Raw genomic sequence first — 25,780 nt, 5'->3', positions numbered from 1 at the left:
CTCGTCACAGCCTTGCTCACCGTGCGATCAGCACACTCTTGCCGATGACGGCCCCGGCGGCGTCCAGCGCCTCGAGTTGGTAGTAGCCGTCCGGGCTTCCCGTCAGCGGGATCGACGTGTCGTAGCCGGACCAGGCGACGGTGGTCCGAGGCGTCAAGGTGTTGCTTTCCGGGCCGTGCAGTAACCGCCACCGGTCCACCCTGGTGGCGCCGTTCCAGATGGCGTGTGCGGTATCGCCGGCGAAGGTCAGTTGCGGGGGTTCGACGGGATCGCCGGTCCACTCGTCGAGGAACGCCCGATAGGTACCGCCGGGCAGGCTGGCGTCGAACACCATCTCGCCGCCCGCGGTGAACTCGGCGATGTGTTCGGCGGTGCCCCATCCGGAGAAGGTGTTGCCACCAGGGAGCTGTTGCAGATTGCCCATGGCCCCCACGCTGAGATCTCCCGGGTGCCGCTGGGCCCGGACCAGGCTCGCCCGGCCGGCAGCAATATCCAGGTGGATCCATTTCAGGCTGGTCGGCACGGACCCATCGCCCATGTGCCCCTGACTGCCCTGGAAGTGGTTGTCGAACAACGTGATCGTGGTGGCATCGGGCATCTCCACGTCGTGCTGGTAGGCGAATTCGACGCCGTCGTCCAGGGCGAACGTGGACCGCTTACCGCCCAGTCGCCAGTTGATGGCGCCGGTGCGGTAATCGACGTTGAAGACCGTGGAGAGGGCGCGCATGCTGATCACCAAGTTGCCCGCCGGGTCCAGCGCGATCGAGTTCATGTGGTACACGTCGAGCGTTTGACCGGCGGTGTATTTCGCCGGTGAATCGCTGATCGGGACGTGGCTCAACGCATCCCACTGGAACAACGTCTGTTTCGTGGCTACGTCGACCACCGAGGCGGTGCAGTCGTAGACCCGGCCGTCCCTGGGTCCGCCGATGGCCGTCAGGTCGGCCGCGACCTCCGGGTAGGACGTGATCAAGGCGCGGCCGTCCGGGGTGAGCCGGAATTCGTGCATGTCCGACGACAACTCGCCGCCGGGCGTCAGGGTACTGATCACGTTGTAATGTTCATCGGCGATATAGCTGGCGCCGAGCCCGTGCCCCCATTGCTTGCGGCCCTGCCACCAGGTGAGCACCGGCTTTCCCCGGTAGCGCTGGACCCGGAGGTTGCCCGCGGTCTCCCCGGCCGGAAGTTCGCGCTGCCACACCACATGTCCGGCCTTGTCGGCGACGACCAGCACACACGGGCGCGACACGGTCCCAAGGTGGGCCGCCGTGGTTCCGGAGACAAAGAATACATAGCCGGACGCACCGCCGGGCTTGTCGACGTTGACCACGTACCCCAGCGATTGCGGCGAGACGGCCGAGGCTGCGGAGGTCGCGGACTTGTGCCCGCGGGTACCGACGGCAATCAGCCCGCCCGCGAGAATGGCGCCCGTGGCGACACCAAGTTGTCGCCGCGAGATCCGCAATTCGCCTGTCATCGAACTCGTTTCGACGTGCCCATCACGCTGTTAGTCACACCCTTGGAAAGCGCTACTCCCCCCAGCCGGTCGCTGTGGTTATACACCAGATTCGATGGGCGGGCGGCGTGATTCGTCCGCACCCAGCCGGCAAATCAGCGCGAGGTTTCACCGTCGCCGATGCGGTCAATAGCTAGCGAAGCTAGTGCGGGTCGGGCAAACCGCGGGGAAAGAACGGTGGGGGCCATGCGCAGGCTGACACGAACTATGACCTTTACGGCAGCAATCACTTTGGCGAGTTGCCCGGCGGCGGCGATCACGGTCGCCACCGCGCCGGCCAATCCGGGCTCGAGCAGCGCCACCAGGGTGGCGCTGGGAGCGGCTATGCGGCAATGCGATTACAGCCGCACCTCTGTCGCGCCCAGGTTGCCGGCGGTTCCGCCCCCTACAGGAACCGGCTCTGCGCTCATCCACCGCGCGGGATCGCAGGTGGTCGCCGAGGTACACCTGGTCAACACCGCGCAGCCGGGGATGCATTACGACGTCGGCCTGATACAGGCGCCCCGCCCATCTACAGCCCCGTGCGGTCCCGGGGCCCCGGGCACCGCTTTCACCGGCCTTGACCTCGATGCGGGCGGGACCGGGACGGTGACCATTCAGGACACGGTGCGCCAGGGTACGACCGGGGTGTGGGTAATTGTCGAGCGTCCCAACAGCAATTCCCAAGACCCCGCCGAGTTCTACACTTCCGAGTTCCTGGTGCCCATGTAGGCGAGGCGGCCGCTCGCAAACCGGCGGGGACTTCGGTCCCTACCGCGGCAGGCCGTCGCATGATGCGATTCAAGGTGATTCGTCAATGGCGTCGGATGGAGGTATGGCCATGAACGTCTCACCCGATTCGCAGACCCGAACCCGCATGTTCTCCCGGGTGCTCGGTCCTTTCCTGGTGATCGTCGACGTGACGGCTGTGGTACGTGCCTCCGACATGGCGAACCTGCTGTCACAATTCGAGGCGAATTCACTGTGGACCTGGGTGACCGGGGCTTTCATCTTGCTGTTCGGCTTGGTGATGGTGTCCAGTCACCAGTACTGGCGCGGTGCCGCGGCGATCATCGTGTCCCTGCTGGGGTGGCTTGTCACGTTGCGCGGGCTGTTGCTGTTGGCCTTTCCCAGGGCCTTCCTAACGGTCGCCAACAGCATGATCGGCGCACAGGGCGTGTGGGTGAGCTTGTGCCTGGTTTTTGCGCTGGTCGGGCTGTATCTCACCTACGTCGGCTGGGCGCCGACGCCCAGCCGGCCGACCCAGCACACGGCAACGGCAAAGCCGGATCTGCCACGCGCCGCGTGAGCGGGCCCCGGTATCTCGTCGCGGCGCGCTCGATCGCCGGTCTGGTGGCGATGGCGGTGCTCATCACCGCGGTCGGATGCGCCGTGCCCCGTGGGAGGCCCACCGGGAGCGCCAATGGGAGCAGCACGACCGAGCCGGTCACCACTGACGGCAGGTGATCGGTGGTGGAAGAAGACGTCGTGGTCAGGCTCGACACTGCTCAGCCGGACAAGCCGATAGGGGTGCACTTCGGCCGCCATGCGGCCATCTACCTGCTGGAACGCGACGACCCCCAGTTCGCCACGTGGCTGGCGGTGCTGCAACGAGGCCGGAACCACGGAACGCCGGTTCGGTTCGGCTATGCGGTGGCGTGGCCGCGGCTCACCCTGGTTGAGCCCGCGCCTTAGCTTAGCCGCGCTGGATTCCGTTGTGGCGCAAGCCGTTTATCGCCCCTGAGGCGGCCGGCCGGGCCGAAGCTGCGTCCCGGAAGTATAGACATATATAAAACCTATGTAATAGTGTCGCGGGATGAGCAAATACCTCCTGGAGGCCGTCGACCGGCTGCCGTTCTCGACACCGGAAAAAGCCGGCCGCTACCGCACCGAGAACTACCAGGGCGCCACCGGTCTCAACTGGTACCTCACCGATCCCACGCTGCAGTTCACCATGGCGTACTACCTGCTGCCCGACGAATTGGGTTTCGCCGAGCCTCATTTGACCCGCATCGGTGAGCTGATGGGCGGCCCGGTGACGCGCTGGGCCGAGGAGACCGACCGCAATCCCCCGCAGCTGGAACGCTACGACCGGTGGGGCCATGACATCAGCCGGGTGGTGATGCCGGAATCGTTCACCCGATCCAAGCGAGCCATTCTGGACGCCCAGCAAGCCTTGCGCGACGACGCCAAGCGGGCCGGCGTGAGCCCGTCGCTGCCACTGTTCGCTTCCAACTATCTGCTCAACCAGGCCGACATCGGGATGGCCTGCGCGCTGGGCACCGGCGGCAACATGGTCCGGTCACTGGTGACGGCCTACGCGCCCCCCGATGTACGCGACTACGTCCTGGGCAAACTCAACTCCGGCGAGTGGGACGGTGAGGCGGCGCAACTGATGACCGAGCGCACCGGCGGCTCCGACCTGGGCGCGCTCGAGACCACAGCGACACGCTGTGGCGACGACTGGCTGCTGAACGGCTTCAAATGGTTTGCCTCCAATTGCGCCGGTGAGGCGTTTGTGGCGCTGGCCAAACCCGAGGGGGCTCCCGACTCGCCCCGGGGGGTGGCCTCCTTCCTGGTGTTGCGGACACGACGGGACGGCTCCCGCAACGGCGTGCGCGTCCGGCGGCTGAAGGACAAGCTGGGTACCCGCTCGGTTGCCTCCGGCGAAATCGAGTTCGTCGACGCCGAAGCCTTTTTGCTGTCCGGCGAACCGCAGGCTGACTCCGGGCCGGCCGACGGCAAAGGGCTCGGCCGCATGATGGAGCTGACCAACAAGTTGCGGCTGGGCACCGCCTCGTTCGCCGTCGGCAACGCGCGCCGCGCCCTGGTCGAGTCGCTGTGCTATGCCCGCCAGCGGCGCGCGTTCGGCGAGGCGTTGATCGACAAACCGCTGATCCGGCGCAAGCTGGCCGAGATGGTCGTCGACGTCGAAGCCGCGCTGGCGCTGATTTTCGACGGCACCGGAGCCACCAACCACCGTCAGCCGCAAACGATCCGGCAGCGCATCGCCGTGCCGGTGACCAAACTGCGGGTGTGCCGGCTCGGGATCACCGCCGCGTCCGATGCGGTCGAGATGCACGGCGGTAACGGTTACATCGAGACCTGGCCGGTGGCCCGGATCCTGCGGGACGCGCAGGTCAACACCATCTGGGAGGGCTCCGACAATATCCTTTGCCTCGACGTGCGGCGGGGCATGGAACAGTCGCGGGCGCACGAGCCGTTGCTGGCCCGGATGTGCGATGCGGTGTCGGTGTCCGACGACGACGAGACCACGCGGCTGGTATCGCGGCGCATCGACGACCTCGACCAGGCGATCACGGCGTGGACGAAGCTGGACCGGGAGGTGGCCGAGGCGCGACTGTTCCCGCTGGCCCAGTTCATGGGCGACGTCTATGCCGGGGCGTTGCTCACCGAGCAGGCAGCGTGGGAGCGGGCCACCCGCGGCGCCGACCGCAAGGCTCTCGTCGCCCGGCTATACACGCACCGGTATCTGGCCGACCGCGGCCCGCTGCGCGGGATCGACACCGAACCCGTCGAAGCGCTGCAGCGCTTCGACGAACTCGCGGACGGGGCACTGCGCTTGTAGCGCGAGCAGACACAGAATCCCACCATTTCGGGACGAAACGGGCGATTCTGCGTCTGCTCGGCGTTAGAGTTAGACCGGGATCAGCCCGTGCTTGCGGCCCAACCGTTGCCATTGCTGCTTGTCCCGCAACAGGTGCATCGACCGGCGCAGCAGCAACCGGGTTTCGTGCGGATCGATGACCGCGTCGATGAATCCGCGCTCGGCGGCGATCCAGGGGATCGCCATGTTGAGATTGTAGTTCTCGATGAAAGACTTGCGAATTGCCTGCGCTTCCGGCGCATTGGGGTCCGGGAAGCGTTTCATCAGCAGCTGCGCGGCCCCCTCGGCGCCGATCACCGCGATGCGCGCGGTGGGCCAGGCGAAGTTGAAGTCGGCGGTCAGCTGCCGCGAGCCCATCACCGCGTAGGCGCCGCCATAGGACTTGCGGACCGTGATGGTCACCTTCGGCACATCGGCCTCGACCACGGAGTACAGGAACCGCCCGCCGCGCTTGATGATGCCCCGCTTCTCCTCCTCGGCGCCCGGCAGAAACCCGGGGGTGTCCACCACGAACACTAGCGGGATCTGGAACGAATCACAGAACCTGATGAACCGCGCCGCCTTGTCGGAAGCCTCATTGTCGATGGCCCCGGACATGTGCATGGGCTGGTTGGCGATCACGCCCACCGGACGCCCGTCGACCCGGGCGTACCCGGTGATGATGGCCGGCCCGTGCTGCGCGGCGACGTCCAGAAAGTCGCCGTCGTCGAAGATGCGCAGCAGGATCTCGTGCATGTCGTAGGCCGCATTGTCGGAGTCCGGGACGATCGAATCCAACTCCAGGTCGGTCGGGGTGATCTCCGGTTCCAGTCCGGGATTGATGGCCGGCGGCTTGCCGAAGCAGTTGGACGGCAGGAACGACAGGAAGTCGCGCACGTACTGGAACGCCTCGGCTTCGGAGTTCACCACGTGGTGGATGTTGCCGTAGCGGGCCTGCGCGTCGGAGCCGCCGAGCTCGTCGAGGGTGACCTCCTCGCCGGTGACCTCGCGGATCACGTCGGGACCGGTGACGAAAAAGTAGCCCTGGTCACGCACCGAGACCAGCAGGTCGTCCTGGATCGGCGAGTAGACCGCTCCCCCAGCACACTTGCCGAAGATGAGGGAGATCTGCGGCACCACCCCGGACAGCGCTTCGTGACGTTGGCCCAGCTCGGCATACCACGCCAACGACGTGACGGCGTCCTGGATGCGGGCGCCGCCGGAGTCCTGGATGCCGACGATCGGACAGCCGACCATCGCGCACCACTCCATCAAGCGGGCCACCTTGCGGCCGAACATCTCCCCGACCGTGCCGCCGAACACCGTCTGGTCGTGGGAGAACACCCCGACCGGGCGGCCGTTGATCAGGCCGTGCCCGGTCACCACCCCGTCGCCGTAGAGCGCGTTGGGGTCGCCCGGAGTGCGGCACAACGCCCCGATTTCGAAGAAGGTGCCCGGGTCCACCAGGTCGTAGACGCGGGCGCGGGCACTCGGGATGCCCTTCTTGTCGCGCTTGGCGGCGGCCTTCTCACCGCCGGGCTCCTTGGCCAGCTCCAGCTTTTCGCGTAGTTCGGCCAGCAGCTCGGCCGTGGTCTTGGTGCTCACTGAGGGGCCCTCTGTTCAGCCTCGACGTTCTCTAACGAGCGGCTCATGTGCTCGCCCACCTTGGCGATGATCGGCTCATCGATGGCCTGGATGTGCTCACCACCGATCGGCACGACCTCGAGGTCGGAGACGTATTCGCCCCAACCGCCGTCCGGCTGGCGAACGGCATATCGCGGCTCGAACATGATCGCGTCGTCATGGTATCGGTCGGCCATGTAGAGGGTGACGTGCCCGTCGTAAGGCTGGATCTGCGCGGTGTCGATCGCCCGGTTGTCCAGGTACGACGTGCGCTGGTGTTCGATGATCCCGGCCGGGATCTGTACCCCGGACTCCCGGACGGCGTCGAGCACGAACCGGACCTGGCCCTCGTCGTCGAGCTCCTCGAGCTGCTCGTACGGGATCTCCGGGATGGTGACGTTGAAGGTCTTCTCGGCGAAGCGGGCATAGCGGTCCCAGCGCTTGCGGATCTCCTCCTTGGTCTGCGGGATCTCCTCGCCGGCGCGCACCGCATCGATCAGGCCCACGAACCGGACGTCCTTGCCCAGCCGCTTGAGCCCGATGGCGCACGCGTAGGCCAGCACCCCACCCAGCGACCAGCCGACCAGGATGTAGGGCCCGTCGCCCTGCATCTCGACCAGCTTCGGAACATATTGTGCGGCACGCTCTTCGATCGACCCCTCGACCCGTTCGAAGCCGTACATCGGGGTGTCGGCCGGCAGCCGGTTGAGCAGTGGCTCATAGACCACGGTCGACCCGCCGGCCGGGTGGAACACGAACACCGGCGGCTTGGTGCTGCCTTCGGGCCGGGCCCGCAGCGTGCGCACGAACCCGTCGATCTGCCCGGCCTCCAGGTAGCCGCGCACCTTGTCGGCCAGTGCCTCGATGTTCTCCGACGTCAGCACGTCCTCGGCGGTGATCGGGCCTTCGGCGCGCTCGGAGAGCCGCTGCGCCATCTTGGCCGCCTTGTCGTCGTCCAACCTAGGCAGCGGGTTGAAGATGCCGCCCGGCGACTTGCCCGTGACGATCGCCCAGGTGGCGAAGGTGACCCGCTCGGCGGCATCGCGCGGCGGCACGTCGGAATTGAGCGCCTTTGCGACCGCTTCCTGATTGAGCGCTTCCGCGGCGGCCACCAGGTTGGGCTGCCCATTACCGGTGGGGCCGGAGGGGTCCGTCGGCGGCGGCGGGACGGGAACGTCCGAAGCGGGTGCGCCCTGGGTATGCGGTGCGGCTTGCGGATCGGGCGCCGGCGCAGTCACCGTGGAAACCGTTGCACCACTGACCAATTCAGCCTGTGCCCGGGCAATCTCCTCGGCCGTCTGGGTCTTCTGGTACTCGCTGAGCTGCTCGACCTCGTCGCGGTGCTCGACCGCGTACTCGATCAGCTTTTCGACGTTGTAGAGATTGGCGTCGCGCACCGCCGTCAACTGAATCGGCGGCATGTCGAAGTCGTACTCGACGCGGTTCTTGATCCGCACCGCCATCAGCGAGTCCAGACCGAGCTCGATCAGCGGCACCTCCCACGGCAGGTCCTCGGGCTCGTAACCCATCGCCGACCCGACGATCAGGCCCAACCGGTCGGCGATGGTCTCCCCGGAATCCGGTGACCATCTGCCCACATCGCTCGGCAGGTAGCGGTTGGTCAGGCTGTCGGTCAGCGTGTCGGCTTCCGATTCCTCGACCGAAGCTTCGGGGACCAAAGCGGGTGCAGCGGTGATCGCCGCGCCCGCCCCAACCTGGACCGGCAGCACCGCTTCGGAACCGGCCCGGGCCACCAGGGCGTCGTAGACCAGCGTGAACGATTCGTCGATGCGGGCGTGCACCTGGACGGAGGCGCCGCCGGGATGCCGGGTCATGGTCGTCACCAGCCGGGCACCATCGGCGGGTATCGCGCGCTGCTCGGCGGCCGTCAGCTGTGCGTCCGAAAGCACTTGGGCCGCAGCGGCTCTCACCAAAGCCGCGAGGTCCGGCTGGCCGTCGCGCGGGGCGTACTCCCACACGTGGCGGCCATCCGGCAGCGCGACATGGTTACCCGGCATGATCACCGAGGCGTCGCCGGAGAAATGCGCGTCGAGCCAGTGCTCCTTGCGCTTGAAGCGGGTCGGCGGAATGTTCGCAAAATCTTCGGGGCCCTTGGCACGGCTGAACAGCGTCCAGATGTCCAGGTCGTGGCCGTACACGTAGAGCTGGGCCATGGTCGAGATCATCGACTCGACCTCGTCCTGCTTACGGGCCAGCGTCGGGATCAGCTGGGCGTCATGCAGACCGGCGGCGGCCGTGGTCAGACCCACCTGCATCAGCGCCACCGGGTTGGGCGCCAGTTCCAGGAAGGTGGTGTGCCCGCTGTCGACGGCGTTGCGGATCCCGTGGGTGAAGTAGACGCTGTGTCGCAGGCCCTTCTTCCAGTACTCGACGTCGTGGATGGGCTCGCTGCCCGGCTTGATGTAGCTGCCCTCATGCACCGTCGAATAGATCCCGCAGGTGGGGCTCATCGCCTTGATGCCCTGCAGCTCGGCGGACAGCTCACCGAGCAGCGGATCCATCTGCGAGGTGTGGCTGGCGCCCTTGGTCTGGAACTTACGGGCGAACTTGCCCTCGGCCTCCGCGCGGGCGATGATCGCGTCGACCTGCTCGGGCGGGCCGCCGATGACCGTCTGGGTGGGCGCGGCGTAGACGCACACCTCGAGATCAGGAAAGTCCGGGAAGACAGTTTCGATCTCGTCGGCGGAGTACTCCACCAGCGCCATCAACCGGATGTACTCGCCGAACAGCATCGCCTCGCCCTCGCCCATCAGGTGCGAGCGCGAGCAGATGGTGCGGGTGGCGTCGCGCAGCGACAGGCCCCCGGCGAAATACGCCGACGCCGCCTCGCCCAGCGACTGCCCCACCACCGCGGCCGGCTTGGCGCCGTGGTGCTTGAGCAGCTCACCCAGGGCGATCTGGATCGCGAAGATGGTGACCTGGGTGGTCTCGATGCCGTAGTCCTGCGAGTCGTCGAGGATCAGCTCGAGCACCGAATACCCCAGCTCGTCCTGCACCAGGGCGTCGACCTTTTCGATCCACTCGGCGAAGACCGGGTTGCGCAGATACAGGCTCTTGCCCATCTTGCGGTGCTGGGCGCCAAACCCGGCCAGCACCCACACCGGACCGTTGGTCACCGGCCCGTCGACGCTGAACACGTTCGGCGCCTGCTTGCCGGCGGCGATCGCGCGCAGGCCCTTGATGGCTTCCTCGTGGTCGTGGGCCAGCACCACCGCGCGGGAACGGCCGTGGTTGCGCCGCGACAGCGAGCGGCCGATCGACTCCAGCGACGACGCCTGCCCTTCGGCGGTTTCCATCCAGTCGGCCAGCTCGGCGGCTGCGGCCTTCTTGCGTGAGGTCAGAAACGCCGACACCGCAAGCGGGATAAGCGGCGGCTGAGGTTCTTCCGCGGCGAGCTCTTCCAACGCGGCTTCCTTGAGCCGCAGCGCTTCTTCGGTGACGCCCGGCAGCTCCGGTTCGTCGTCCTCGGCAGCCGCGGCCGCGTCGGTGATGATGTTGCCGAAGTCGTCGAACCGCAGCGCGTGGCCTTCCAGCGCGGGCGCCTCGGACGGGGCCGCCTCGGCGGGCGCCGCCGGCGCGGGTTCGGATTCACGCGCCTCTTTCTCCACCACGTCGCGCGGCAAGACCTCGCGCACGACCACGTGCGCGTTGGCCCCGCCGAAGCCGAAGCTCGACACCCCCGCCACGGCGTACCCGCCGTAGCGCGGCCAGTCGGTCACCGTGTCGATCACCTTCAGTCGCATCGTGTCGAAGTCGATGTAGGGGCTGGGCCCGGCGAAGTTGATCGACGGCGGCAGCTTGTCGTGCTGCAGCGCCAGCACCACCTTGGCCATGCTGGCCGCACCGGCCGCCGACTCCAGGTGTCCGACATTGGTTTTCACCGCGCCGAGCAGCACCGGCCGATCGGCGGGACGACCCTTGCCCACGACGCGGCCCAGCGCCTCGGCCTCGATCGGGTCACCGAGGATTGTTCCGGTGCCGTGCGCCTCGATGTAGTCGACGGTGCGCGGATCGATGCCCGCGTCCTTGTAGGCCCGACGCAGCACGTCGGCCTGGGCGTCCTGGTTGGGTGCGATCAAGCCGTTGGACCGGCCGTCGTGGTTGACCGCGCTGCCGGCGATCACGGCCAGGATCTGGTCGCCGTCGCGGCGCGCGTCGTCGACCCGCTTGAGCACCACCATCCCGCCGCCCTCGGAGCGGGTGTAGCCGTCGGCGTCGGCAGAGAACGACTTGATCCGGCCGTCGGGCGCCAGCACCTGTCCGATCTCGTCGAAACCCAGCGTCACCACCGGGGTGATCAGCGCATTGACACCGCCGGCCACCGCGACGTCGCATTCGCCGTTGCGCAGCGCCTGCACCGCCTGATGGGTGGCCACCAGCGAGCTCGAGCATGCGGTGTCGACCGCGACCGAAGGCCCCCGGAAGTCATAGAAGTAGGACACCCGGTTGGCGATGATCGAGGTGGCGGTGCCGGTGATCGCGTAGGGGTGCGCGACCGTCGGATCCGACACGGCCAGGAAGCTGTAGTCGTTGTTGGAGACACCGACGTAGACGCCGACGGCCCCGCCGCGCAGGCTCGAGGCCGGGATGCGGGCGTGTTCGAGCGCCTCCCAGGTCAGTTCCAGCGCCATCCGCTGCTGCGGGTCGATGTTGTCGGCCTCGGTCTTGGCCACCGCGAAGAACTCCGAGTCGAAGCCCTTGATGTCCTTCAGGTAGCCACCGCGGGTACGCGCCGCCTTGACCCGCTCGGCCAGCCGGGGCTCTTCGAGGAATTCCGTCCAGCGGCCCTCGGGCAGGTCGGTGATGGCGTCGCGGCCTTCCAGCAGCGCTCGCCAGGTTTCGTCGGGGGTGTTCATGTCGCCGGGCAGCCGGGTGGACAATCCCACGATCGCGATGTCCACCCGCTCGGCGGGACCGTTGCGGGTCCAGTCGGTGACGTCGACACCGTCATCTGCGGTTTCGGGTTCGCCTTCGACGATCCGGGTGGCCAGCGACTCGATGGTCGGATGCTGGAAGGCCACCGCGACCGACAGCGTGACGCCGGTCAGGTCTTCGATGTCGGCGGCCATCGCCACGGCATCGCGCGACGACAATCCCAACTCCACCATCGGCACCGACTCATCGATCGAGTCCGGCGACTTGCCGACCGCCTTGCCCACCCAGTTGCGCAGCCACTGCCGCATCTCGGGGACCGTTAAGTCCGACTTGTGGTCGGGCAAGTTCGCTTCGGGGTTCTGAGGGTCGTCGATGTCAGCCATGGGTACCTTTGTGGTTTTGGGTCTCAGGATTCGGTGGCAAACGCCGTCGGGGAACCGACGCCGCTGCGCAGGCTGCCGTCGAGGTAGGCAGCCCGGCACGCGCGCCGTCCGATCTTGCCGCTGGAGGTCCGGGGAATCGTGCCGGCCGACACCAACAGCAGGTCCCGCACGGTCACCCCATGCCCGACGGCGATAGCGGCACGGATGTCGTCGGCGATCGGCTGGTATTCCAGTTTGTGCGTACCGGCAGCGCGTTCGGCGACGATCACCAGCTGCTCGGAGGTGTCCTCGGGGTCGAACTTCAGCCCGGCGTGCGGGTCGTCGAACACCTGCTGCGGCAGCTGGTTGGCGGGCACCGAGAAGGCGGCCACGTAGCCGACCCGCAAGGCCTTGTTCGACTCCTGTGCGGTGTACTCCAGGTCCTGCGGGTAGTGGTTGCGGCCGTCGATGATGACCAGGTCCTTGATCCGGCCCGCTATATAGAGGTGTCCCTTGAAGTAGGTGCCGTAGTCGCCGGTGCGTACCCATAGGCCGTCGTCGGGGGCTCCCTCGGCGTGCGACTCGCTGATCCGCGACTTCAGGATGTTGCGGAATGTCTGAGCGGATTCTTCTTCCTTGCCCCAGTAGCCGATGCCCAGGTTGTTGCCGTGCAGCCAGATTTCGCCGATTTGCCCGTCCGGCAACTCACTGGCGGTGTCCGGGTCGACGATGACCGCCCACTCGTCGACGCCGACCTTGCCGGCCGAGACCTGCGCGACGGCGTTCGGCGCGTCGGCGGGCACCTCGACGAAACGCTGATTGTTGAGCTCGTCGCGGTCGACGTGGATGACGGTCGGCGGCTCGTTGGGCGCGGTAGTCGAGACGAACAGCGTCGCCTCGGCCAGACCGTAGGACGGCTTGACCGCAGTCTCGGGCAGACCGTACGGCGCAAAGGCTTCGAAGAATTTGCGCATCGACGCCGGCGACACCGGTTCACTGCCGTTGAGGATGCCCTTGACGTTGCTCAGGTCCAATGGTGGGTCGTCGTCGCGGGGCAAACCGCGCACCGCCGCATGCTCGAAGGCGAAGTTCGGCGCGGCGGAGAATGTTCCCCCGATTTCGCCGGGCTTACGAGCGAGTTCGCGAATCCAGCGGCCGGGCCGGCGCACGAACGCGGCCGGGGTCATGAAGGTGAAGCTGTGGCCCAGCACCGACGTCAGCAGCACGGTGATAAGGCCCATGTCGTGGAAGAACGGCAGCCAACTGACACCGCGGTCGCCTTCTTGCCCTTCCAGGGCATGGAGCACCTGCAGCACGTTGGTGGGCAGGTTCAGATGGGTGATCTGCACGCCGGTCGGGGTGCGGGTCGATCCGGAGGTGTACTGCAGGTAGGCCGTGGTCGACTCGTTGGCGTCGGGCTCCTGCCAGGTCGCGGCGACCTCGGTGGGAACCGCGTCGACGGCGATTACCCGGGGCCGCTCCTTGGCCGAGCGGCTGCGGATGAACTTGCGCACACCCTCGGCTGAGTCGCTGGTGGTCAGAATGGTCGACGGGGTGCAGTCGTCGAGCACCGCGTGCAACCGGCCGACGTGGCCCGGCTCGGCCGGGTCGAACAACGGCACCGCGATCCGGCCGGAGTACAGCGCGCCGAAGAAGGAGATCAGGTAGTCCAGGTTCTGTGGGCACAGGATGGCGATCCGGTCGCCGGGCTGGGTGACCTGTTGCAGGCGGGCGCCGACCGCGCGGTTGCGCGCGCTAAACTCCGACCACAGGATGTCACGCTCGATGCCGTCCCGTTCGGTGGAGAAGTCCAGGAACCGGTAGGCCAGCTTGTCGCCACGCACCCGCGCCCACTTTTCGACGTGACGCACCAGATTGGTGTTCTCCGGAAACCGGATTCTTCCATTCACGATGAATGGGTTGTGGTACGCCATACCGCCCTCTCCTGTCACAACACTGCTTGGTCGGCCACGCCGACGGGGTTTACATCCTGGTCGGCTCCGCCGACGAGTTACATCCGTGCTCGATCCGGGCCTCTGAGCGGCGCCAACACTCGCGGGCGCGCCGATCGTTGCCAGTTACGACTCAACCGGGTCATCCACATGCTCTTAAATTTCTCTTAATATGTTAAGGGGCGCGAGGCGACAGACCAAATCACAAGGTACCGCTGTTCGCGTAACGATCGGGGCACTAGCGGCTGTGTCCGGGTGCCCCAATCTGCAAGCACGCGGGTGCTGTGACGGCTGGCCCCGCGGACGGCGTTCGGGCCGCGCGTCCCATCTCAGCCGTGTTTGGGATGCGGCGCCTTGTCTATGAGGTCAAGCGCCCAGTTCAACGTCCATTGCGTCGCCGGCGACCCGTCGGAGTTCCAGAATTCGGGGGTGGCGTACATCGCGTGGACCGGTTGGCCGGCACCGCCGGCCAATGTGTTGAGGGTGGTCGGCAGGTTGGCGGGACTGAACGCCTCTTGCGGGGCGGCGCAAATCAGATCGCCCTGGGCGCAGATCTCGTTGGTGCGGCTGTCGAGCGCGCCGAAACCGCCTGGGCGTGCCCCGGTCATCGTCAAGCCGAGCCCGGACAGCACCGGCACCTCATGCAGGGTGACCTCGGCGCCCTCACCCGGGGGGCTGGGCGGGATGTCGTTTCCCACCCCCGGCTGGCGACGGCCATCGGCGATCAGCGTCACGCCCAGCACCAGGTCGTCGTCGACCGGACCGCGGCCGTTGCCGATATCGCTGGCCACGTCGCCGGCAATCACCGCCCCCTGCGAGAAACCGACCACCACATAGCTGGTCAAGGGGCACTTGTTGTTCATGTCCTTCATGGCCTGCACCATCGCGCGGGTGCCCTCCGCCCGGCTTTCGTTATAAGACATCTGACCGTCGGAACTGAGCGGATTGTGGAACTGCGCGGTGTAGGGAACCGTGTATGTCTGCACCCGCGGTGCGGGGAACTGGTGGGAGATGGGCCCGGTCACATTGAGTAGCAACGCCTTCGGGAACTGCACCGGGTTAAGCGGGTTATCCTGCGGCGACGACTCCCAGGTGCCGGGTACGGAGATCAACTGCACGTCCGGGCAGGACGCATCCTGGTAGGCGGGCCGGGGCTTGCGTGGATGAGAGGTGGTGGGACCTGGGGTCAGTACCCCGGGCGGTACTGCGCTGGGCGGCGCTTCTTGGCGGCGCAGCATGACCACGCCGGCAACGATGACCAGCGCGACGACCGACGCCAGGGCGCCGGCCGCAACCCAGGCGAGGATTCGTTGGCGGCGTCTTCTGCGCCGGGAGTTGGTAGCCATGTTCTCCTGCTAGCAGCGTCGGTAAGTCTGAGTACAGCGTGCGGTCGGCGGCGGTGTCGCGCATGCTCACCGCCCGAGCCGCCCGAAGTCACCCCACACCGCGTCGGAACACGGTGGCACCGCCCTGTGCTGCACCCCATACACGGTACCGGCTGGTGAGGAGGTTCCGTCCCGGACGATGTCCGCGCTACGCGTGTCCGGGGCCGGCTAGGTGGGCCCGCCCGTCGGCTCGCTAGCGGATCGCGCCGACGATATCGCCGGACATGGCGCCCAGCTGTGCCGACCACGAGCCCCAGCCGTTGTCGCCGCCGCCCGGGAAGTCGAAGTGGCCGTTGTGCCCGCCGACGTTGCGATACTGCTGGTAGAACGACCTACTGTCACCCATCGCCGCACCGGCTTGACCGATCATGGCGGCAGGATCACTGGCACCCAGGTTAGTGGGACTCCATACCCACACCCGGGTGTTGTTCTGCGCCAGCAGAGTGACATGCACGCACGGGTCGTGCCACTTCCACCGGCCCAACTGTGGGGCACCCCACATGCCGTTGCCGTCCACACCGCCGAACTCCTGCAGACCGGCGAGGATCGCGCCGTTGGTGGTGGTGCTCGACGGGTACAGGAACCCGGAGAGCGATCCGGCGAAGCCGAATCGGTCCGGGTGGAACGCGGCCAGCGCCATCGCGCCATAGCCGCCCTGAGATGCGCCGACGGCGGCGTGACCACCGGGTGCCAGGCCCTTGTTGGCGGCCAGCCAATCAGGAAGCTCGCTGGACAGGAAGGTTTCCCACTGCTTGCTGCCGTCCTGCTCCCAGTTGGTGTACATGCTGTAGGCACCGCCGGCCGGGGCGACCACCGAGATTCCCTTGCCGGCCAGGGTGTTCATCGCGTTACCCGCGGTAACCCAGTTGCTCACGTCCGGGCCGGCGTTGAAGGGGTCCAGCAGGTACACCGCGTGCGGGCCGCCGCCCAGGAACGCGACCGGGATGTCGCGGCCCATGGCGCCCGACGGCACCATCAGGGTCTCGTACGGGGCGGCTTTGGCCGTGCCCGACGATCCTGCGGCCGCCGTGACACCGCCCAATGCGATCGACAGCACCGCAACGCAGAGCAGCCGCAGCAACACCGACAGACCCCTCATGTCCACCTCCATCGTGTATCGCTGCGTGCCCGCAGCGCCCGACCGTGCGGCGGGTTCGAGGCAAGCCCCGGCCCGCAAGGTAGCTAACCACACCGCACACAAGGGGATAAAGGGGAGATAACGCGGAAATAGCCAACGGCGGCGACCCCGGAGGGTCGCCGCCGTTGATTGCGGGTTATCGGACGCCGTTGCGGCGCCCAGGGCGTCTAGGTGCCCTGCGTGGTGCTGGTGCCGCCGCCGCCGGGGGTCGCGCCCAGCGTGTGCTGCAGGTCCGGCTTCATGGCGTTGAGCTGCGCGCCCCAGTACTCCCAGCTGTGCGTGCCGTTGTCGTCGAAGTTCCACACGGCGTTGTGACCACCGGCCGCGTTGTAGGCGGTCTGGAACTTCAGGTTGCTGGTCCGCACGAAGCCCTCGAGGAACTTGGCGGGCAGGTTGTCGCCACCCAGGTCGGACGGCTTGCCGTTGCCGCAGTACACCCAGATGCGGGTGTTGTTGGCGACGAGCTTGCCCACCTGCAGCGTCGGGTCGTTGCGCTGCCACGCCGGGTCATCCTTGGGACCCCACATGTCGGAGGCCTTGTAACCCCCGGCGTCGCCCATGGCCAGACCGATCAGCGACGGCCCCATCGCCTGCGACGGGTCCAGCAGCGCCGACAGCGATCCGGCGTAGACGAACTGCGCCGGGTGGTACGCGGCCAGGATCAACGCCGACGAGCCAGCCATCGACAAACCGACCGCAGCGCTGCCGGTCGGCTTGACCTGCCGGTTGGCCGACAGGTACTGCGGCAACTCGCTGGTCAGAAAGGTCTCCCACTTGTAGGTGGTGCAGCCGGCCTTACCGCAGGCCGGGTTGTACCAGTCCGAGTAGAAGCTGGATTGCCCGCCGACCGGCATGACCACCGACAGGCCCGACTGGTAGTACCACTCGAACGCCGGGGTGTTGATGTCCCAGCCGCTGAAGTCCTCCTGGGCGCGCATGCCGTCGAGCAGGTACACCGCCGGCGAGTTGGCCCCACCACTTTGGAACTGGACCTTGATGTCGCGGCCCATGGCCGCCGAGGGCACCTGCAGGTATTCCACCGGCAGGCCCGGCCGCGAGAACGCACTCGCGGTCGCCGAACCGCCAGTGACATCAATGACACCAACCAGACCCGACAGCAGGGCCGCACCAACGGCTCCCACCATGAGTCGGCGCGGCATACCCGTCACGGCGCCACGAAACCTGTCAACAAGCTTCATCCTTGCTTCCTCATCCTCAATCTTTTAGGCGCATCCGGTGGATAGGGCGCATCCTCAACTACGTCAGACTGCGCGCGCTCGGCGTCGCAGTGCCCGTGTAGTCAACCACAACTTGGGGTCGGTTCTCTCATCGAGCACTGCGCCGAAAGCGTTACCGGGCCGCCATTCCGGGTGATTTTCGCATCGGATCCGGCGGCCCGAGATCTCGTTTCCGCATGTGCCCGGGGTTCGGTGGCCGCTGGTGACGGCTCAAATGTGATGTTGCTGTCAGTCTCGCCTCAAACCGCGGGACGCGCGTCGCGGACGCCCGATCGCAATGGGGCCGAAATTCTTCGCGGCAAGGACCGCGCGGGCCGGCATTCGGGCCGGATCGCTGGCCCCAAATCACTCTCGAGCCGGGGCCGGCGGCACGTCGGGCGCCTCGAGCCCGCACCTGATGAGTTCGTTGAGCGGCACCCGGTCAATCCGGTACCGGGTGAACTCGAAGGAGTGCACCACGTTGGACACAAAACGGCGCACGGTCAACGGCGCTCGGACCGAGTTCAGCACCGCCTGGGTCGCAGGGCATCGCAGGGCCGCCTCCGCCTGCGCGACCCAGGCCGGGTCGAGGTAACCCGGAACACCGGGATACCACTTCACCCACGGGCCGTCGGCAATCACCCAGTCGGGGAACAGGTTCTTGTCGTGGCCGATCCGGCCATGCTTCAACCGCTCGGTATGTTGGGCCAGCGGGTTCGCCAGCCCGATTTGGTCGAGCACTCTGACGTCGAGACCCACGTTCATGCCCAGCATCCCCAAATTGGTGAAAAACACTGCGTGTTGCGGCTTTTGGGTGACCGGGATACCGGGAGCGGTTCCCGGCGGGATCATCGGCACCAGATCCCACTGGTTGTAGTTGCCGGACGGCAGCAGCAGGGCGCCTTCGGGGGTGTTGTCGAGCGCGGTCAGCACGGCGGCCATCCGCGGGTAATCGAGATAGTCGGCGGCGGTCAGCGGATGGGCGTGTCCGGTGGCCTGCGCATAGAAGCGGCGCTCGTCGACGATGCCCGTATAGGTGACGTGCGTGGCGTCGTCGCCCATCCCCGGCGAGTTCGCTGCCCACAGCGCCCAGCCCGCCACACTCAGCCACAGGATGCTGACCACGCCGGCAAGCCAGTAACCAGTCTCCTTGGAGAAGTCCTTGCCATCGGGCAGTAACACGGGAATCACCGCCACCGGGGCCAGCAAGCAGAAGAGCGGCGCCAGCAACACCCGGCCGTGCATGAAATCGCCGCCTTGCCGGATCCAGTACAGCGCCTGCAGCAGGCCGCTGCCGACCATGAAGGCCACCACCGCCGCCGGGCTCTGCACCGCCCGGGCCACCCGCCCGTAGTCGGGCGCCACCACCGGACGCAGGAACGACGGCCTGCGACGAGCCAGCATCAGCACCAAGCCGAGCGGCACCAACAGCACGATCGGCACCCACAGGGCGTAGGGCCGGTTGAAATTCGAGAGATAGATCATGCCCTGTGACCACTTGTCGCCGGCGGCGTCCTTGGCCAGCGCGGTACCGGGCACCAATAACGCGTAGTAGCCCATCCGGAAGATCTGGTAGGCGACCGGCAGCAAGCCGCCGGCTACCACGATCAGCACCCGGCGGCGCCAGGTCCGCGCCGCGACCAGCATCATGATCAAGGCCAGGCCGCCCATCAAGGCCAGCTCGGGCCGGACCAACACGCTGCATCCCGCGACGAAGGCCAGCGCACCGATGAACACCCGACCGTGGGGACGGACCCGCAGCGGCTGCGCCCAGCACACCAGCATCCACCACAGCAGCCCGAGATAGGTCAGCACCAGCCCGCTTTCCAGCCCTGACGTGGCGAAGTCTCGGGCCGGCGGCACCGCGATGTAGACCAGCGCGCCGGCCGGCAACATGATCGCCCGGCGGCCGCGCAGGCTGGGGGCATACAAGCGGCCGGTGCCGAGCATCAGCAGCGCCACCCCCAGCAACGACAGCATCAGGGCCAGGGCCAGCGCCACATATTCCAGCCGCATCGGCCCGCCCACCCAGCTGGCCACGTAGACCAAATACGTCCACACCGTCGAGGTGTTGGCCTCCACCCGCTCACCCATGTTGAACACCGGCCCGTTGCCGGCCAGCAGGTTGCGCACCGTGCGCAACACGATCAGCCCGTCGTCGGCGATCCAGCGTCGTTGCCACGCACCCCAGCCGAACAGCATGCAGACCACCGCCACGCTGACCCACAGACTGATCCGGACCACCGGCTCATAGGGAAAAACCGGCCACCTGACCCGCCGGACTGCGGGCCTGCGGGCCAGCGCGCTGGCCCGCAGGGCCTTGAACCTCGAACTAGCCGAAGGCAACAGCGGCCCCAACTGTTCCTATCCACGCCAGCGCCAGCAGCTGCAACACCCGGTCGCGCAGTGCGATGTCTTCGGGCTCCCCGGCCAGCCCTCCGTCGACGTCGACGGCGTAGCGCAGGATTGCGATGGTGAACGGGACCATCGAGACCGCGTACCACGACCCCGAGTACCGGTCGCGTTCGAACGCCCACAACCCGTAGGACACCACCACGGCGGTGGCCGAGAGCGTCCAGACGAATCGAAGATAGGTGCTGGTATAGCTCTCCAGCGACTTGCGGATCGCCGCGCCGGTGCGCTCGGCGAGTTGCAGCTCGGCGTAACGCTTGCCGGCCACCATGAACAGCGACCCGAACGCCGCCGTCAGCAAGAACCACTGCGACAGCGGAATGTCGGCGGCCGCGCCGCCGGCGATGGCGCGGATCAGATACGCCGACGACACGATGCAGATGTCGATCACCGCTTGGTGCTTGAGGCCGTAGCAGTACCCCAGTTGCATGGCCAGGTAGACGGCCATCACCACGGCCAGGCTGGGGGTCAGCCACCAGGCAATGGCCAGCGAGGCCACTCCCAGCACCGCCGCCACCCCGTAGGCCAGCCATTCGGGCACCACACCGGCGGCGATCGGGCGGAACCTCTTGGTGGGGTGCTCGCGATCAGCCTCCACATCGCGCACGTCGTTGATCAGGTAGATCGCCGAGGCGGCCAGGCTGAACACCACGAACGCGACCGAAACCTTGGTCAGCACCTCGGCGTAGTCGTATCGGACGCCGCGGCCCGCCGCGGCCAGCGGCGCGGCCAGCACCAGGACGTTTTTCACCCACTGCCGCGGGCGCATCGCCTTGACCACACCGACAACCAGGTTGGCCGGCGGTCCGGTCACCACGTCTTCACTCATATCGACACACCCCTCTGCAGGCCGACGTCGAGTCGCACTGCAACGGCCGCGACGGCGGCGCCGAGCGCCACACCGGCGGCGACGTCGCTGGGGTAATGCACCCCCAGCAGTATTCGGGAAAGGGCCATCGGTGGCACCAGCGCCGCCGCGCCCAGCCCGATGGGCAGGCCTGCGGCCCTGCTCATCAGGATGGCCGCGGCCGTGGTGGAGGTCGCGTGCGCCGACGGGAAGCTCAGCTGACTGGGCGTGCCCACGTTGACCGCGACGGCCGGATGGTGGGGCCGTTTGCGCCGGACCACCCGCTTGACCAATACCGCCGCCGCGTGGGCGGTGACGGCGCCGGCCCCGGCGACCAGCCAATCCCGCCGTCGCCGCGGGAAAAGAACCGCCCCGAGCGCCGACACCGCCAGCCACCCGATGCTGTGTTCGCCGAAGTAGGAAAGCCCCTGGGCCACGGTCAGCGATTCCGGCCGGTCGGCCAGCGCCGACTGAACGGCCACTATCGCAGCGACTTCGCCGTGCGCCGGCGCCCCAACCGGACGGGCTTCAGGCATGTTGCGGCTCTTGGTTTGCCGCCGCGAAGAGCACCGTCTCCCACTTCTGCTTGCTGGACAGCACGGGCAACGCGGCGCGGTAGACCTTGCGCATCTCGTCGAAGCGCCGGGTCAGCTGACGCTGGCGGCGCAGCGACTGCCACAGCAGCGCGAACATCTTGGCCCGATCGCGCTGACGGTAGACCACTCCGCAGCCGTCGGCCGTCGTGACCGTGACCGCGTCGACCGTGCACAACCGGAACCAGCGGGCGTCCTGGGTGGGCACGTTGTACTCGGGGCGCTCATGGTGGGCCGGGTCGGCGGTCGTGAGATTGTGCACGATGCCCCGGGCGAGCCGGTAACCGATGGTGACCGGGTTCACCGGCGGCTTCATCACCTTGTTCCTGTGCAAGGGCGGCGGCAGCTCGCTGGCGGCGGGCAGCACGACCGCATCGGGATAGGCCTTGCGGATCCGGTGTATTTCCGGCAGCGCGGATTCCAGGATGGAGAAGATGTGCTCGGGGCCGGCGAGGAAGTCGTCGATGGCCTTGTTCTGGATCGCCACCGTCGAATATTCCAGGCAGGCAAGGTGTTTCAGAGTCGCTTTGAGGTGGCTGCGGACCAGGCCGGTGACGTCACCGTTCCAGTGCATCGCCGCCACCACCAGCCGGTTGCGCAGATGGAAGTAGGCCTGCCAGTCGATCGCGTCATCTTTGTCGCTCCAGGCCATGTGCCAGATCGCCGCGCCGGGCAGCGTGACCGTCGGGTAGCCGTGTTCGGCCGCGCGCAGACCGTAGTCGGCGTCGTCCCATTTGATGAACAACGGCAGCGGCTGGCCCAGCTCCTCGGCCACCTGCCGCGGGATCATGCACGTCCACCAGCCGTTGTAGTCGACGTCGATGCGCCGGTGCAGCAGCTTGCTCTTGTCTTCTTTGTCGTTGAGCGGGTACTCGGCGAAGTCGTGGTCGTACTCGGCGTGCGGCGCGGCGGTCCACATGAAGTTCGAGCGATTGACGACTTCGCCCATGATGTGCAGGTGCGACGGCTCCTGCAGGTTGAGCATCTGCCCGCCGACCAGCATCGGGCTCTTGGCGAAGCGGTGCATGGCCAGCACCCGCAGAATGGAGTCCGGCTCGATGCGGATGTCGTCGTCCATGAATAGGATTTGTTGGCAATCGGTGTTTTTCAGCGCCTCGTACATCACCCGGCTGTAGCCGCCGGAACCGCCCAGGTTGGGTTGGTCGTGAAGGGAGAGCCGATTGCCCAGTCGAGCCGCGGCGGCGGGGAAGTCCGGATGGTCGCGGACTTTGCGGGTGCCTTGGTCGGGCACGATCACCGCACCGATCACCTGGTCCACCAGCGGGTCGGCGGTGAGTTCGGCCAGCGCGTTGGCGCAATCCGCGGGGCGGTTGAAGGTGGGGATGCCGACGGCGACGTTGGCGGTGCCCGGAGCGGGAATAGGCGCGTACCAGCCGCCGCTGATCAGGGTGACCTTGGTGTCGGTGGTGATGTCGAACCAGATCCAGCCACCGTCCTCGAACGGTTGCAGGCTCACCTCGACCTCGACGACCTGCGGCTGCGCCGGCGGGCAGTCCTGAGCGCCGACGAACTGACGGCCCTCGACGAAGATGCGGGCACCGGTGGCTTTGGTTCGGTAGACGTCGAGGCGCCCAGCGCCGGTCAGCTCGACGCGCAGCACCACGGACGTGCAGATCGACCAGCGTCGCCAGTAGCTGGCCGGGAACGCGTTGAAATATGCGGCGAACGACACCTCCGACTCGGCGCCGATCTGCAGCGAGGTGCGGCTGGTCGCATGAGCGCGCCGCGAGTTGGTGGTCGACTCCTCGAGGTACAGCTTGCGCACGTCGAGCGGTTCGCCCGGTCGCGGCAGGATGATGCGGGACAGCAGGCTTTCGGCGGTCATTGCCGCGCGCCTCCGTCCAGTTCGGCGCCGTCGCGTAGGTGCGGCGCGAGGACGTTCTCGTACATGCTCAAAGCGCTGGCAATGGCCATATGCATATCCAGATATTGATAGGTGCCCAAGCGGCCGCCGAACAGAACCTTCGCTGACGCTGTCTCGGACTTCGCCCTGGTCCGGTAGGCGGCCAACAGGGCGCGGTCGGCCTCGGTGTTGATCGGATAGTAGGGCTCGTCGTCGTCTTCGGCGAACCGCGAGTATTCGCGCATGATCACGGTCTTGTCCGTCGGGTAATCGCGCTCGGGGTGGAAGTGCCGGAACTCGTGGATACGGGTGTACGGGACGTCGAGGTCGTTGTAGTTCATCACCGGCGTGCCCTGAAAATCACCGCAGTCGCCTAGCACTTCCACCTCGAAGTCCAAGGTGCGCCAGCCCAGCCGGCCCTCGGCGTAATCGAAGTAGCGGTCGATCGGACCGGTATAAACGACCGGGGCATCCGGGCTGGCCGCGCGCAGTTGGTCGCGGACGTCGAACCAGTCGGTGTCCAGCCTGACCTCGATGCGGTCGTCGGCGGCCATGTTCTGCAGCCACGCCGTGTAGCCGTGGACCGGCAGGCCCTCATAGGTGTCGCTGAAGTACCGGTTGTCGAAGGTGTAGCGCACCGGCAGCCGATTGATGACGGCAGCCGGCAACTCAGCGGGGTCGGTCTGCCATTGCTTGGCGGTGTAGCCCTTGACGAATGCCTCGTAGAGCGGCCGGCCGATCAGCGAGATGGCCTTCTCCTCGAGGTTCTGCGCGTCGGCGGTGTGGATTTCGGATGCCTGTTCGGCGATCAGCCGGCGCGCTTCGGCCGGGCTGAAGTATCTGCCGAAGAACTGCGACACCAGGCCCAGACCCATCGGGAACTGGTAGGCCTGCCCGTTGTGCATCGCGAACACCCGATGCCGGTAATCGGTGAAGTCGGTGAACTGCCGCACGTAGTCCCACACCTTCTTATTGGAGGTGTGGAACAGGTGCGCGCCGTACTTGTGAACCTCGATCCCGGTCTGTGGCTCCGGCTCGGAATAGGCGTTGCCGCCGATGTGCGGGCGTCGCTCGACAACGAGCACCCGCTTGCCGAGTTGGGTAGCCACGCGCTCGGCGATCGTCAGGCCGAAGAATCCGGAACCGACGACGAAGAGGTCGAAACGTGCGGTCATCGGTTGCCTAGGTTATCCGACCCCACTGCCAAAACCCGACTTGGCGGCTCGCGTGAGTGAGGGTTCTCGCAGGTTTTGGGCAAGTGCGCAGGTTCTCATGTCCGTCGCCAGCCCAACATCGCGCCTTAGGTGCGATTGCCTCACGATTCGATATAGCCACTCTAGTCACATAAACCTCACTCGTACCATCGACCTTGTGGGTTTCCTTCCGTCGATGGCGGGGAGGGAGCCGACGCGATAAATAGTCCAGATTGAGGAGACTTCCGTGCCGAATCGACGCCGACGCAAGCTCTCGACCACCATGAGCGCAGTCGCGGCCCTGGCAGTTGCGAGTCCTTGTGCATACTTTCTCGTTTACGAATCGACCGCGGGAAGCAAACCGCCCGAGCACCACGAGTTCGTCCGGGCGGCAAGCGTGGCCGATTTGCCCGGCGAGCTGATGTCGGCCCTGTCGCAAGGGCTTTCGCAGTTCGGTATCAACCTGCCGCCGGTGCCAAGCCTGACCGGCAGCAGTGCCGCCGGCACCGGCCTGACCAGCCCGGGCCTGACCAGTCCGGGCCTGACCAGCCCGGGTCTCACCAGTCCGGGGCTGACCAGTCCGGGTCTCACCAGCCCGGGGCTCACCAGCCCGGGCCTAACCAGTCCGACGGGTTTGACGCCGTCGACGCCGGGATCGCTGGCCCTGCCGGGTACCACCTTGACACCGCCGACACCGGGGACAGCGGTGAATCCCGCGCTGACCAGCCCCGCCGGAGTGACGCCGGGCCTGACCAGCCCGACGGGCCTGGACCCGGCACTCGGCGGCGCCAACGAGATCCCCATCACGACGCCCGCCGGTCTGGACCCGGGGGCCGACGGCACCTACCCGATCCTGGGAGACCCGTCGTTGGGCTACGGGCCAGGCACCGGCTATGGGCCGGCTACCAGCCCGATCGGCACCGGCACCGGTGGCGCAGGCAGCGGCGGCGGCGGGCTCCTCAACGACGTGATGCAGGCGGCCAATCAGCTGGGCGCCGGGCAGGCCATCGACCTGCTGAAGGGCGTGCTGATGCCGTCCATCATGCAGGCCATCCAGAACGGCGGCGCGGCGGCGCCGGCCGCTGGCGCACCTGCCGTCGGTGCGCCCGCTGTGGCCCCGCCCGCGGTGCCGGCGGCCGCCGCACCGGTGGTGGCACCACCGGCACCGCCGACAACGCCGGTCGCCTGACGCCGCG

At 67.2% G+C, this 25,780-nt stretch carries 18 protein-coding genes; 5 read left to right on the top strand and 13 right to left on the bottom strand.

Annotation, left to right across the window (positions count from 1 at the left end):
• Window positions 1-16 precede the first annotated feature (16 nt).
• Window positions 17-1,477 carry an arylsulfotransferase family protein gene (locus CDN38_RS14295; protein WP_075509155.1) on the bottom strand — a complete coding sequence of 487 codons (1,461 nt, stop codon included), beginning with the start codon at window positions 1,475-1,477 and terminating at the stop codon, window positions 17-19.
• Between the two features lie 134 nt (window positions 1,478-1,611).
• Window positions 1,612-1,818, bottom strand: a complete 207-nt coding sequence (locus tag CDN38_RS30815) for a hypothetical protein (RefSeq protein ID WP_233026877.1) — start codon at window positions 1,816-1,818, stop codon at window positions 1,612-1,614.
• A 127-nt stretch (window positions 1,819-1,945) separates the two neighbouring features.
• Between CDN38_RS30815 and CDN38_RS30810 the strand changes: the two genes are divergently transcribed.
• The 4 genes from CDN38_RS30810 to CDN38_RS14275 all read left to right on the top strand — a co-directional run bounded on the left by CDN38_RS30810 (window position 1,946) and on the right by CDN38_RS14275 (window position 5,084).
• On the top strand, window positions 1,946-2,227 hold the full coding sequence (locus tag CDN38_RS30810) for a hypothetical protein (RefSeq protein WP_233026876.1): 282 nt from the start codon (window positions 1,946-1,948) through the stop codon (window positions 2,225-2,227).
• Window positions 2,228-2,336: 109 nt separating this feature from the next.
• Window positions 2,337-2,804 (top strand): hypothetical protein, encoded by a 468-nt coding sequence (locus CDN38_RS14285; protein WP_233026875.1) that lies wholly within the window; start codon window positions 2,337-2,339, stop codon window positions 2,802-2,804.
• A 164-nt stretch (window positions 2,805-2,968) separates the two neighbouring features.
• Complete coding sequence (locus tag CDN38_RS14280; protein WP_075509153.1) at window positions 2,969-3,190, top strand: hypothetical protein; 222 nt, start codon at window positions 2,969-2,971, stop codon at window positions 3,188-3,190.
• 121 nt (window positions 3,191-3,311) lie between these two features.
• Window positions 3,312-5,084, top strand: a complete 1,773-nt coding sequence (locus tag CDN38_RS14275) for an acyl-CoA dehydrogenase family protein (protein WP_075509152.1) — start codon at window positions 3,312-3,314, stop codon at window positions 5,082-5,084.
• A gap of 69 nt (window positions 5,085-5,153) precedes the next feature.
• Here CDN38_RS14275 and CDN38_RS14270 read toward each other — a convergent pair whose 3' ends face one another.
• From CDN38_RS14270 to glf, 11 genes are all read right to left on the bottom strand, one after another.
• Entirely contained in the window at window positions 5,154-6,707 is a 1,554-nt protein-coding gene (locus tag CDN38_RS14270; protein WP_075509151.1) for an acyl-CoA carboxylase subunit beta, read from the bottom strand.
• Window positions 6,704-12,004 carry a polyketide synthase Pks13 gene (gene pks13 / locus CDN38_RS14265; RefSeq protein WP_075509150.1) on the bottom strand — a complete coding sequence of 1,767 codons (5,301 nt, stop codon included), beginning with the start codon at window positions 12,002-12,004 and terminating at the stop codon, window positions 6,704-6,706. The genes CDN38_RS14270 and pks13 overlap by 4 nt, the downstream gene beginning before the upstream one ends.
• A 23-nt stretch (window positions 12,005-12,027) precedes the next feature.
• A complete protein-coding gene (fadD32, locus tag CDN38_RS14260) occupies window positions 12,028-13,917 on the bottom strand; it encodes a long-chain-fatty-acid--AMP ligase FadD32 (RefSeq protein WP_075509149.1) in 1,890 nt (629 codons plus the stop codon).
• A 347-nt stretch (window positions 13,918-14,264) separates the two neighbouring features.
• Entirely contained in the window at window positions 14,265-15,281 is a 1,017-nt protein-coding gene (gene culp6, locus CDN38_RS14255) for a carboxylesterase Culp6 (protein ID WP_075509148.1), read from the bottom strand.
• A gap of 232 nt (window positions 15,282-15,513) precedes the next feature.
• On the bottom strand, window positions 15,514-16,419 hold the full coding sequence (locus CDN38_RS14250; RefSeq protein ID WP_075509175.1) for an esterase family protein: 906 nt from the start codon (window positions 16,417-16,419) through the stop codon (window positions 15,514-15,516).
• A gap of 206 nt (window positions 16,420-16,625) precedes the next feature.
• Complete coding sequence (gene ag85A, locus CDN38_RS14245) at window positions 16,626-17,657, bottom strand: diacylglycerol acyltransferase/mycolyltransferase Ag85A (protein WP_075509147.1); 1,032 nt, start codon at window positions 17,655-17,657, stop codon at window positions 16,626-16,628.
• 384 nt (window positions 17,658-18,041) lie between these two features.
• Window positions 18,042-19,919, bottom strand: coding sequence for a terminal beta-(1->2)-arabinofuranosyltransferase (gene aftB, locus CDN38_RS14240; RefSeq protein WP_099319013.1), 1,878 nt, complete (start codon window positions 19,917-19,919; stop codon window positions 18,042-18,044).
• 88 nt (window positions 19,920-20,007) lie between these two features.
• A complete protein-coding gene (locus CDN38_RS14235; protein ID WP_075509145.1) occupies window positions 20,008-20,916 on the bottom strand; it encodes a decaprenyl-phosphate phosphoribosyltransferase in 909 nt (302 codons plus the stop codon).
• A complete protein-coding gene (locus CDN38_RS14230) occupies window positions 20,913-21,470 on the bottom strand; it encodes a phosphatase PAP2 family protein (RefSeq protein ID WP_075509144.1) in 558 nt (185 codons plus the stop codon). Before CDN38_RS14230 ends, CDN38_RS14235 begins: the two co-directional genes overlap by 4 nt.
• Window positions 21,463-23,373 carry a glycosyltransferase gene (locus tag CDN38_RS14225; protein ID WP_075509143.1) on the bottom strand — a complete coding sequence of 637 codons (1,911 nt, stop codon included), beginning with the start codon at window positions 23,371-23,373 and terminating at the stop codon, window positions 21,463-21,465. The genes CDN38_RS14230 and CDN38_RS14225 overlap by 8 nt, the downstream gene beginning before the upstream one ends.
• Window positions 23,370-24,566 carry a UDP-galactopyranose mutase gene (gene glf / locus CDN38_RS14220; protein WP_099319012.1) on the bottom strand — a complete coding sequence of 399 codons (1,197 nt, stop codon included), beginning with the start codon at window positions 24,564-24,566 and terminating at the stop codon, window positions 23,370-23,372. Before glf ends, CDN38_RS14225 begins: the two co-directional genes overlap by 4 nt.
• Before the next feature lie 265 nt (window positions 24,567-24,831).
• Between glf and CDN38_RS14215 the strand changes: the two genes are divergently transcribed.
• Window positions 24,832-25,773 carry a hypothetical protein gene (locus CDN38_RS14215; RefSeq protein ID WP_075509141.1) on the top strand — a complete coding sequence of 314 codons (942 nt, stop codon included), beginning with the start codon at window positions 24,832-24,834 and terminating at the stop codon, window positions 25,771-25,773.
• The last annotated feature ends 7 nt before the right edge of the window (window positions 25,774-25,780 follow it).

This window comes from Mycobacterium ostraviense (genome assembly GCF_002705925.1).
Taxonomy (GTDB): domain Bacteria; phylum Actinomycetota; class Actinomycetes; order Mycobacteriales; family Mycobacteriaceae; genus Mycobacterium; species Mycobacterium ostraviense.
Note: the sequence above shows the minus strand (reverse complement) of the source record. Positions and strands in the feature narration are given on the sequence as shown.